10 protein-coding genes are annotated in these 10,937 nt (G+C 58.4%); 6 read left to right on the top strand and 4 right to left on the bottom strand.

All coding sequences use genetic code 11. The features are described 5' to 3' along the window. Window positions 1–4: 4 nt before the first annotated feature. From ASB65_RS00765 to ASB65_RS00745, 5 genes are read left to right on the top strand one after another with little or no spacing between them, the layout of a single operon-like run. Window positions 5–697, top strand: coding sequence for a CpaD family pilus assembly protein (locus ASB65_RS00765; protein WP_003507402.1), 693 nt, complete (start codon window positions 5–7; stop codon window positions 695–697). Window positions 698–731: 34 nt separating this feature from the next. Then, window positions 732–2,015 (top strand): AAA family ATPase, encoded by a 1,284-nt coding sequence (locus ASB65_RS00760; RefSeq protein WP_003507401.1) that lies wholly within the window; start codon window positions 732–734, stop codon window positions 2,013–2,015. Between the two features lie 33 nt (window positions 2,016–2,048). Then, window positions 2,049–3,521 carry a CpaF family protein gene (locus tag ASB65_RS00755; protein WP_060722776.1) on the top strand — a complete coding sequence of 491 codons (1,473 nt, stop codon included), beginning with the start codon at window positions 2,049–2,051 and terminating at the stop codon, window positions 3,519–3,521. Between the two features lie 15 nt (window positions 3,522–3,536). Continuing rightward, window positions 3,537–4,541 carry a type II secretion system F family protein gene (locus tag ASB65_RS00750; RefSeq protein ID WP_003507398.1) on the top strand — a complete coding sequence of 335 codons (1,005 nt, stop codon included), beginning with the start codon at window positions 3,537–3,539 and terminating at the stop codon, window positions 4,539–4,541. A gap of 9 nt (window positions 4,542–4,550) precedes the next feature. Beyond that, window positions 4,551–5,537 (top strand): type II secretion system F family protein, encoded by a 987-nt coding sequence (locus tag ASB65_RS00745; RefSeq protein ID WP_003507395.1) that lies wholly within the window; start codon window positions 4,551–4,553, stop codon window positions 5,535–5,537. A gap of 92 nt (window positions 5,538–5,629) precedes the next feature. Here the strand turns inward: ASB65_RS00745 and ASB65_RS00740 are convergent, their stop codons facing one another. Then, window positions 5,630–6,340, bottom strand: a complete 711-nt coding sequence (locus tag ASB65_RS00740) for a tetratricopeptide repeat protein (RefSeq protein ID WP_161974158.1) — start codon at window positions 6,338–6,340, stop codon at window positions 5,630–5,632. Between the two features lie 256 nt (window positions 6,341–6,596). On the opposite strand from ASB65_RS00740, the gene ASB65_RS00735 reads away from it, so the two are divergent. Beyond that, window positions 6,597–7,991 carry a leucyl aminopeptidase family protein gene (locus ASB65_RS00735; RefSeq protein WP_060722775.1) on the top strand — a complete coding sequence of 465 codons (1,395 nt, stop codon included), beginning with the start codon at window positions 6,597–6,599 and terminating at the stop codon, window positions 7,989–7,991. 108 nt (window positions 7,992–8,099) lie between these two features. Here ASB65_RS00735 and pncB read toward each other — a convergent pair whose 3' ends face one another. The 3 genes from pncB to ASB65_RS00720 form a co-directional block, all read right to left on the bottom strand. Continuing rightward, the gene (gene pncB, locus ASB65_RS00730) at window positions 8,100–9,404 is read right to left on the bottom strand and encodes a nicotinate phosphoribosyltransferase (RefSeq protein WP_003507389.1); all 1,305 of its coding nucleotides are present in this window, start codon (window positions 9,402–9,404) and stop codon (window positions 8,100–8,102) included. A 210-nt stretch (window positions 9,405–9,614) separates the two neighbouring features. Then, window positions 9,615–9,974 (bottom strand): hypothetical protein, encoded by a 360-nt coding sequence (locus ASB65_RS00725; protein ID WP_031233701.1) that lies wholly within the window; start codon window positions 9,972–9,974, stop codon window positions 9,615–9,617. A 95-nt stretch (window positions 9,975–10,069) separates the two neighbouring features. Then, window positions 10,070–10,921 (bottom strand): C40 family peptidase, encoded by an 852-nt coding sequence (locus ASB65_RS00720; RefSeq protein ID WP_060722774.1) that lies wholly within the window; start codon window positions 10,919–10,921, stop codon window positions 10,070–10,072. Window positions 10,922–10,937 lie beyond the last annotated feature (16 nt).

Raw genomic sequence — 10,937 nt, 5'->3', positions numbered from 1 at the left:
CGTCATGAAGGAAACCTATTCCTCCTTTTTCCCCTGCCAGTCCGGAAGAAGGACCGGCCTCGTTATCATTGCCGCGCTTGCCGCCGGCCTGTTACAGGGCTGCGCACGCGATCCGATGACCACCAACGCCATTCCCGACGATTATCGCACACGCCACCCGATCACCCTGTCGGAGGCGGAGCATTCGCTGGACATTCCGGTCTCGGCCAGCGACAGCCGGCTGACCACGGCGATGGCGGATAACGTCCGCGGCTTTGCTCAGAATTATGCGTCGATGTCGACTGGTATCGTTAATATTCAGACCCCGTCGGGATCGGCCAATTCAGCGGCCGCATCACGTATGGCGAAACAGATTCGCTCGACGCTTTCCGGTGCGGGTGTGGCACCGGGCAAGATCATGGAAACGCGCTATGCCGCTTCCCCGAATGGCGACGCCGCCCCTATCCGCCTGAGCTATGTCGCCGTTACGGCCATGACCGGCCAGTGCGGTCAATGGCCAGAGGACCTGTCAGACAATACCTTCGCAAACAAGAACTGGTACAATTTCGGGTGCGCTTCCCAAAGTAATCTCGCGGCGCAGATCGCCAATCCAATGGATCTGGTCGGTCCGCGCGGTATGAGCGCAATCGATGCGGAACGTCGCGCGGTAGTCATCGACAACTATCGACAAGGCAAGACAACGGCGACGCCGAATTGATGCGGCTCCAACAATTGTTACGGCAGGAAAGACCATGAGCGCTGTAGAATACGATATCAAGCCAAGTGGCGGCGGCGAAGCCGAGCCGCCATTGCGCGCTGCCGATATGGACCACCTCCGGCCCCTGCCCCGCATTTCCGTTCACGCTTTCTGCGTCAGCGACAATATGCAGGCCGTCATGGATGCACTGTCCAGCGACCGGCGCATGAGCAAGGTTACCCTGCGGGTGACGAAGGGCGACATCAATGCGGCCGCCACGATGTTTTCCGCGTCGCCCACACCCAATCTCATCATTCTTGAAACGGCAAGCTCAACCGCCTCGTTGCTGAACGATCTCGCGCCCCTGGCGGAGGTCTGCGATCCTTCCACGCGTGTCATCATCGTCGGCCGACACAACGACATAACGCTTTATCGCGATCTCATCCGCAACGGCATTTCCGAATATCTCGTCGCGCCGATCAATATGGCCGATCTCTTGGCTTCTATCGCCGCGATCTTCGTCGACCCCGAAGCGGAGCCGCTGGGCCGTAACATCGCTTTCATTGGCGCCAAGGGCGGCGTGGGTTCATCGACCATCGCGCATAATTGCGCCTTCGGCATATCGAGCCTCTTCTCCACGGAAACCATTCTAGCGGATATGGATCTTGCCTATGGCACGGCGAATATCGATTTCGATCAGGATCCCGCCCAGGGCATGGCTGAAGCGGTCTTCTCGCCGGAGCGACTGGACGAGGTGTTTCTCGACCGTCTGCTGACCAAATGTTCCGATCATCTGTCGCTGCTCGCGGCACCGTCGCTTCTCGACAGGACCTATGATCTCGATCGTCAGGCATTTCTGCCGATCCTCGAGGTTTTGCAGCGCAGTGCGCCCGTTGCGGTTCTCGATCTTCCCCACCAATGGTGCGACTGGACCCGGGCAGTCCTTGCGGAAGCCGACGAGGTGATCATTACGGCGGTTCCCGATCTCGCAAATCTGCGCAATACGAAGAATCTCTTCGACGCGCTGATCAAGCTGAGACCCAACGACAAATTACCGCATCTCGTTCTCAATCAGGTCGGTATGCCCAAACGTCCGGAAATCGCACCGGCGGATTTCCTCGAGCCGCTGGAAATCGAGCCGATCGCGATCATTCCATTCGACGCGCAATTGTTCGGAAATGCCGCCAATAGCGGACGCATGATCAGCGAGATGGATGAAAAATCCCAGACGGCGGAAACCTTCTCGCAGATCGCCCACACCATCACAGGCCGCTCCGTGCTGCGCAAAAGCAGACGCGGCGGCCTGGAAAAACTGAAGAATATTCTCAAGCGCAAGTAGGTCTTCCGCCTGCGCCCTTAGACGGAAACGCCGATGTTCGGAAAACGCGGGCCTGAAGGCCCAGCCAGAAGCACGAAGCCGGAACCTGTTGCACCTGTGCCCATGCAGGTGGCGACGGTGTCTGAGCCTCGCTCTCTTGCAATTGACGCTCTTGAGCCCGGCCAATCACCCATCACTCGTCAGGCTGCGGCGAGCCCACCGCCAGCGCAGAGAAAACGCACCCGCACGGAAGACTACTATAATACCAAGAGCCAGGTATTTTCCGCCCTTATCGATACGATCGATCTCTCGCAGCTCGCCAAGCTCGACGCGGAAAGCGCGCGCGAGGAAATTCGTGATATCGTCAACGATATCATCACGATCAAGAACTTCGCCATGTCGATTGCCGAGCAGGAAGAATTGCTCGAAGACATCTGCAATGACGTTCTGGGCTACGGGCCGCTGGAGCCGCTTCTCGCACGCGACGACATCGCCGATATCATGGTCAACGGCTCTGGCCAGACCTTCATTGAAGTCGGCGGCAAGACGATCGAGTCCGATATCCGCTTTCGGGACAATGCACAGTTGCTCTCCATCTGCCAGCGCATCGTCAGCCAGGTCGGCCGCCGCGTGGATGAGTCGAGCCCGATATGCGACGCGCGCCTGCCGGACGGATCGCGCGTCAACGTCATCGCACCACCGCTTGCCATCGATGGCCCGGCGCTGACGATCCGAAAATTCAAGAGGGACAAGCTGACGCTCGACCAGCTCGTGCGCTTCGGAGCGATCACGCCCGAAGGCGCGACATTGCTCAAGATCATCGGTCGCGTCCGCTGCAACGTCGTCATCTCGGGCGGCACCGGCTCAGGCAAGACAACACTTCTTAACTGCCTGACGAGCTTCATCGACAAGGATGAACGTGTCATCACCTGCGAAGACACCGCTGAACTGCAGCTGCAGCAACCGCATGTGGTGAGGCTCGAAACGCGTCCGCCGAATATCGAAGGGGAAGGTGAGATCACCATGCGCGATCTCGTCAAGAACTGCCTTCGCATGCGACCTGAGCGCATCATCGTCGGTGAAGTGCGCGGGCCGGAAGTTTTTGACCTGCTCCAGGCCATGAACACCGGCCATGACGGTTCGATGGGAACGCTGCATGCCAATACGCCGCGCGAATGCCTCAGCCGTATCGAATCGATGATCGCCATGGGCGGCTTCACCCTGCCGGCCAAGACCGTGCGCGAAATCATCTCAGGCTCAATCGATGTCGTCATTCAGGCCGCGCGTCTTCGCGACGGCTCGCGCCGGATAACGCAGATCACGGAAGTGATCGGCATGGAAGGCGACGTCATCGTTACCCAGGATCTGATGCGGTACGAGATCGAAGGCGAGGATGCCCAGGGTAAGCTGATCGGCAGACACGTATCAACCGGTATCAGCAAGCCGCATTTCTGGGATCGTGCACGCTATTACGGCGAAGAGAAACGCCTGGCGACCGCGCTCGATGAGATGGAAAAGACATCCTAAGGGAAAGTGACTGCCATGGACCCGACAATAATATTACTGGCCGTACTCGTCGCCATCTCGGCAGGAGCGCTCGCCTATGCCTTTCTTTTCCAGCAGATAGAGGTCGAAAAAAAGACCAACAACCGCTTCAAGCGAGTGCAGGCCGCCGAGACGGATCATACAAACATCAAAGCTGCACGAGACCGGGTCCAGGAACTTAGCAAACGCCGCAAATCCATGCAGGACAACCTGCGGGAAATGGAAAAGAAACAGAATGAAAAGGCGAAAAAAGCGAAGAATATCGGCCTGCGCGACAAACTAGTTCAGGCGGGGCTGGTGCTTTCCGCTCGGCAATTCCATCTGTTGAGCGCCGGCGCGGCTGTTTTCTTCGCTCTCATGGCCCTTCTTTACGGCCTGTCGTTGCTTCTCGCTCTGCTCATAGGAATTGTCGTGGCGCTGGGGGTACCACGGTGGGCGTTGGCGTTTATTCTCAAGCGCAGGCAGAAAAAATTTCTTGAAGAGTTTCCAAATGCGCTTGACGTCATGTGCAGGTCGATCAAATCCGGCTTACCGCTGAACGACGCGGTACGACTGATCGCATCGGACGGCCAGGAACCGGTGAAAACGGAGTTTCAGCGCGTCGTCGATGCGCAACAGGTCGGCATCGGGATCCCGCAGGGGATCGAGCGTATGATGCTGACCATGCCGCTTTTTGAGGTAAGCTTTTTCGGCACGGTCATCAATATTCAAGCACAAGCCGGCGGCAACCTCTCGGAAGCGCTGTCCAATCTTTCAAAGGTCTTGCGTGATCGCAAGAAGATGCGCGCGAAGGTAAATGCCCTTTCGATGGAGGCGAAGGCTTCCGCAGTTATCATCGGCTCGCTGCCCTTCGTCGTCATGCTGCTGGTGCATTTCACATCGCCCGACTATCTGTCGGTACTTTTCACCGACTTGCGCGGCCACATTATTCTCGGAGCATCCGCGATCTGGATGCTGATCGGAATATTCATCATGCGCCAAATGATCAATTTCGATATCTAGGGGCGTGGTATGACAGGAAATCTTCTTTCTCGCCTGACTGACCCACAAACGATCATCGCTATTCTTGTGACGCTCGCTGTTTTTGCGACCTTTTATACCCTCATTATGCCGGTTTTTGAGCGGAAAGATTTCGCCAAGCGCATGAAAGCGGTATCATCGGAACGCGACCTCATCCGTAGTCGCGAGCGCGACCGCATGGCGACCGTCACCAGAGACGGCAAAACCTCCCTGCGAGGCAACAATAACAAATCCGCCCGCCGCATCGTCGAGAAATTCAACCTGCAAGAAGCGCTGGCCGATAAGAACACAATGAACAGGCTGCGGGCAGCCGGACTTCGTTCACAAAACGCATTCAACACGTTCCTTGCCGCACGGTTTGTCTTGCCGTTTATTTTTCTGGCCATCGCCTTCACTTGGATCTTCATTCTCGGAAACCTCGCCGACAAAGCGTTTATCATCCGGCTAATGGCTGTGCTTCTTTTCGGTTATATCGGTTTTTACGCTCCCAATATTTACGTATCAAATCGCATGACCAAGCGTCAGGCATCAATCAAGCGGGCTTGGCCGGACGCGCTCGACCTTATGCTGATCTGCATCGAATCCGGGGTATCCATGGAAGCTGCCATGCGCCGCGTGGCGGAAGAGATGGGCGAGCAGTCACCCGAACTGGCGGAAGAAATGATGTTGACGACGGCGGAATTATCTTTCCTTCAGGACAGACGTGTCGCTCTTGAGAATTTCGGCACGCGTACCCAACTCGAAACCGTCAAAAGCGTGGTACAGGCGCTTATTCAGGCGGAGCGATACGGCACGCCGCTCGCCCAGGCGCTCCGCGTTCTCGCACAGGAAGGCCGCGATGAGCGCATGAATGAAGCCGAAAAAAAAGCTGCCGCGCTACCACCGAAACTGACTGTGCCGATGATCGTCTTTTTTCTGCCGGTACTGATCGCAGTCATTCTTGGACCGGCTATTATCCGCGTTCTGGACACATTCTGATAGAAAAATACCGCAAGGCGATTTGGGGCGATATTTGCGCCCCGGAGGCGACTGCTTGTCAGCCAGCCGCTGCACGCGGATGCTCGAACGCATCAACCAGCCGGTTTGCCGTCTTTTTTCGCCAGCTGCTGCCAGGAGTTCTGCTGCGAAAGCATCGCACGCAGATAGGTGAGGTTCGCCTGTGCCTGCTGCGCAGAGAGTTCCTGAACCGCGATGCGTTCGGCCTCGGCAAAGCGGCCCTGAAGACCGACCACGAGCGCGAGGTTCTGGCGGACGCGGCTATCGGCGCCCGGCTGGGCGATGGCCGATTGCAGATATGTTTCGGCAGTGCGCGGATCGCTCGACAGGACATAGGACATGCCGAGGTTGGACAATACGCTCGGATCGTTCGGCTTCAGGTCAAGCGCCTGCCTGTATCGGGAACGTGCCTCGTTCGAGCGTCCAAGCTGATCGAGCACGGCACCCTCGGCGGAATATAGCCGCCAATCCGGCCGGTCCGGCGTCTGTGCCCGCTGAATGGTCGAAAGCGCCTGCTCCAGCTGGCCAGCGGCGGCCTGTGACTTGCCATAGGCGGCAAGGACATCACGGTCCGCCGGATTGGCAATGGCGATCTGCTGCATGACGGCGAGAGCCTGTGTGTTCTTGCCGGTCATCATCAGCACGCTGGCATAATTCATGCCGACCGATTTATCCTTGGGGCTGCGTTCATAGGCTTTGCCGGCGCTCTCTTCCGCCTGGCGAAGCTGCTCCATGTTCATGTTGTCATAGGAGCGGGTGGCGGCGGAAATGGAGCCGGTGGACATGCGATCCGGCTTGTTGGTGCTCGCGCACCCTGAAACCGCAAGAACCAATGCGGCAAGACATGCTCCCCGCAGCAACCCTGTCCGGCCTGTCTCGCCCAAAGAAAATGCAGTCATGGCAGCGCCCCCGCCCAAGAATGATCAATCTTGCGCCCGACATACGACAGACTCACACGACGCAACTTTCGCTTAAGCAATAATCTGTTAACCCTAACAGAGCGTTAATCGCACCGATTCTCGACATTTACGGAAGCATACAATGGCGCCCTATCAGTTCATCGAACGCCCGACCCCTTTCAGCTCCAAGGCCGGCAGCACATTGCCGGTTTTCGCCGTCACGCCGGCCCATATCGAACAGGGCGCTATCGACCCAGTCGCGCTGGACTGGGCAAAGAAGGCGGGTTTCAAGGCAGAGGCAGGCGCCATCCTGCTCGTTCCTTCCGCCGATGGTTCGCTGGGCGGCGTGCTTCTCGGTCTCGGCAGCAATCCGTCCGAAATTCCCTTCATCACCGGGAAACTCGCCCGTGAGCTGCCGGAAGGCGAGTGGCACATCGAGACCGCACCGCTGACGGCAAATCGCCTCGCTCTCGGCTTCGGTCTCGGCAGCTATCGCTTCGACAAATACAAGACCACGAAGACCAGCGGGGCAAAGCTTCTCATTCCGCAGGATGCGGAAGACGGCGAGATAAAACGCGTTCTGGCCGGCGTTTTCCTCGCGCGTGACCTCATCAATGTCCCGGCAAACGACATGGGGCCGGACGAGCTTGAGATCGCCTTCCGTGCACTTGCCGCTCATTACAAGGCGAAGGTGAAGGTCACCACCGGCGACGATCTGCTCAAGGAAAACTTCCCACTGATCCATGCCGTCGGCCGGGCCAGCGAAAGCGCGCCGCGGCTTCTGGAGATGAACTGGGGCAAGAAGGGCAATCCTCGCCTCACCCTCGTCGGCAAGGGCGTCTGCTTCGATACAGGCGGCCTCGATATCAAACCCGCCGCTTCCATGGCGCTGATGAAGAAGGATATGGGAGGTGCGGCCAATGTCCTCGGTCTTGCGCTGATGATAATGGATGCGAAGCTGCCGGTCGATCTTCGCGTTCTCGTGCCCGCTGTCGAAAACTCCATCTCCGCCAATGCCTTCCGTCCCGGCGACATCTACCGCAGCCGTAAAGGGCTCACCGTGCAGATCGACAATACCGACGCCGAAGGCCGTCTTGTTCTGGCGGATACACTAGCCTATGCGGACGAAGATGCGCCGGACCTGATGATCGATATGGCGACGCTGACCGGTGCTGCCCGCGTCGCGCTCGGCCCGGATCTGCCGCCCTTCTACACCGATGACGAGGATCTGGCGCATGACATCGCCGAAGCCAGCATCGATACGGACGATCCGCTGTGGCGCATGCCGCTTTATATGGGCTACGACAAGGATATCCGCTCACGCGCGGCCGATATCACCAACGCGCCTTCGGGCGGCATGGGCGGATCAATCACCGCCGCCCTGTTCCTGAAGCGTTTTGTCACCAATACCAGACGCTGGGCGCATTTCGATATTTACGGCTGGTCTCTGAGCGAGAGGCATCATTCATCGATCGGTGGGGAGGCGCAGTGTATCCGCGCACTCTTCCATTACATCGCACACCAGTTCGCGAAGTAATCTGCTGATAGGTCAGGCTTCCACGGGCGCTTCCTCAACCGGAGCGCCCGTTTTCAATTCGGAGCATTTCCGGATGGAAAACCGGGCTCCAAGTTTCCTGGAAAAGCTTTAAACCAGAACTTTCTGTTCCTTGTGGTCCTCTTCACCAAAGAACTTCAGGTAACGCTCCACTTCGGCCGGATCGCCCGTTGCCTTCTGCGGATTGTCCGAGAGTTTCACCGCCGGCCGGCCATTGGCGTCGCTCACCTTGCAGACGATGGAGATCGGCTTGAGGCTGGCGATGGTTTTTGGCGCGCAGCCGGCAAAATCATTCGTCAGATTGGTGCCCCAGCCGAAGCTCATGCGAACCCGCCCTTCGAAGTGCCTGTAGGTGTCGATAATGGCGTCGACATCGAGACCGTCGGAGAAGATCAGCATCTTCTTGCGCGGGTCACGGCCCATCTTCTGCCACCACTCGATAATCTTTTCCCCGCCTTCGATCGGCGGCGCGCTGTCGGGGCGGAAACCCGTCCAGTCTGCCACCCATTCCGGCGCATTGCGCAAGAATGCGGCGGTTCCGAAGGCGTCCGGCAGCACGATCAGCAGGTTGCCGCCGTACAGCCGGTTCCAGTCCTTCAGGACCTGATAGGGTGCTGCGGCCAGCTCCTCATTCGTTTGCGCCAGCGCCGCGACCACCATCGGCAGTTCATGCGCGTTCGTGCCCACGGCTTCGAGATCGGAATCCATGGCGAGCAGAACATTGCTCGTACCGGTAAAAGCAGGCCCGATGCCTTCCTTCAGCGCCTCGACGCACCAGCGCTGCCAAAGGAAGCTGTGGCGGCGGCGGGTGCCGAAATCGGAAATGCGCAAGCCAGGCAGCTCCCGCAGCCGCTCGACCTTCTCCCACATCTTGGCCTTTGCGCGGGCGTAAAGCACATCAAGCGTGAAATAACCGAGCGAGCGCATGGCGCTGCGCGAGCGCAGTTCGTTGATGATCGCGAGCGCCGGGATTTCCCAGAGCGTCGTATCCATCCAGCGGCCATGAAAATTCAGCTCATATTGCCCGTCGCGCTTGAAAAGTTCGTATTCCGGCAATTGATAGCTCGAAAGCCAGGAGAGGAATTCCGGCTCGAAAATCTGCGAGCGGCCGTAAAACGTGTTACCCGCAAGCCAGATATTTTCTTTCTTGGAAAGACGCAGGGTGCGCGCATGATCCAGCTGTTCGCGCAACTCCATCTCGTCGATCTCTTCCGCCAGCCGCACTGTCTTCGTGCGGTTGATCAGCGAAAACGTCGCGTCGACTTCCGGATAGAGCTTCCAGATCATCTGCAACATCAAGAGCTTGTAGAAATCCGTATCAATCAGGCTGCGGACTATCGGGTCGAGTTTCCAGGTATGATTATGGACACGGGTGGCTATATCGGTCTTCGTCATACTCGCATTCCCCAATATCGGCCAAAGGTCAGAACAGCCGATGTCACTCCGCACCCCGGCAGGTATCAACCTGTCATGCGGAAAGATTTATCTGAAAAAGCGACAACAAGTCCAGAGCACTGGCCCGGCAAATGCCCGCCGCGACCGCCCGCGCATCGATTTTCCGAAGACCACAATGGGGTTTTCGGTCCGGTGTTCAAACATGCTGCTTCAGAAGGTCGGGTCTACGGGGTTTATGCCGGGATACCAGTCCTTGGAGACGGGATTTCTGCCGCCGAAACTGGAAATGCCGTTTTCGTCGGTGCAGCGATACCCCTGAACAGGAAGCCCACGGCTGCCGAAAACATCCCTGTAGGGACCTCGGGAATATCCGGTCACGCCGAGTGCGCTATGGCAGTTGTAGCGGACCTTTGGCTGCAGCGTGCGCGGATCCTTGACGCCGGGCAGGTTTGCATAGGCATCCGGAGCGGGGGCAAAACCGTTCTGGAAAACAGTCTGTGCCTGCGCCGACGCGCTCAGCAAAGCCGCCGTGAGGATCGCTGCCAATCGTGTCGCCGTTCTTGTCTTCATTGATGCCGGTCCCGTACCATCATTCAACCGATGTAGGCTTTCGGCGACCTCCACACAAAGGGCGTGGCAGGCACAATTTCGTGAAAGCCGCCGTCTCAGTCCTCCAACCGGCGGTAAGCAGTTGGCTTTTCATAAAGCCAGCCAATGCGCTCGATGGCCGCATCGAGATTTTCGCGTGCGACATTCATCGTATGGCCATTGGCATGGAGCAGCGTTTCCTCGTTTTCCATAAGGCCGACATGACCCTTCCAGAAGACGAGATCGCCGCGCCGCAATTCATCCCGCTCTATTTCCACGCCGAGCGACTTCACCTGCATGTCGGTATCGCGCAGGACCCGCCGGCCCGTCATGGCCATGGAAAGCTGCACGAGGCCGGAACAATCGATACCAAAACCGGAGCGGCCGCCCCAGAGATAGGGCGTCTCGATAAAGCGCCGCGCCACCGCCACATAATCTTCCTCAAGCGCCGCGTCGACGGTCTGGCAATGGGCAGCGATGATGCCTTCGCCCTTTTCGGTCAGCAGGTAACGGGTGCCGCGCGTCTCCGCTTCGCCGACGATGCGGATCAGGCTACCCATGGACAGCGCTGCGACCGGCGGTTTGCGCAATTCAGCGGCTGGGTAGAGAAAAGTGCGCGGTGCAATCACCCTATGGGTGGCGACAACGACATCGCCGATCGCCGTTTCCGGCACGTAACCGGCATACCCGTCCGCATCCGCCTGCACCCATGCCCAGCCGCTGGCCCTGTCGAAAACACGGATGGTTTCGCCAAACAGCAACTCGGTATCGATGCCGGCGGCAAGATCGGGCGTCGGCCGCAGGCCAGTAACCGGCAACACGATCTGGGCGGCCGTGCCGCTGACAAAACGTTCGGCCTGCACCACGCCCTGCAGTTTTTCATCGGCGAGGTCGGAGCGGAAGACATTCAGGCGGCGGTCGAGCATCATGGGTTTCACATCCAGA

Source organism: Agrobacterium tumefaciens str. B6 (assembly GCF_001541315.1).
Classification (GTDB): Bacteria; Pseudomonadota; Alphaproteobacteria; order Rhizobiales; family Rhizobiaceae; genus Agrobacterium; species Agrobacterium radiobacter.
This window is presented reverse-complemented; position numbering and strand designations above follow the sequence as displayed.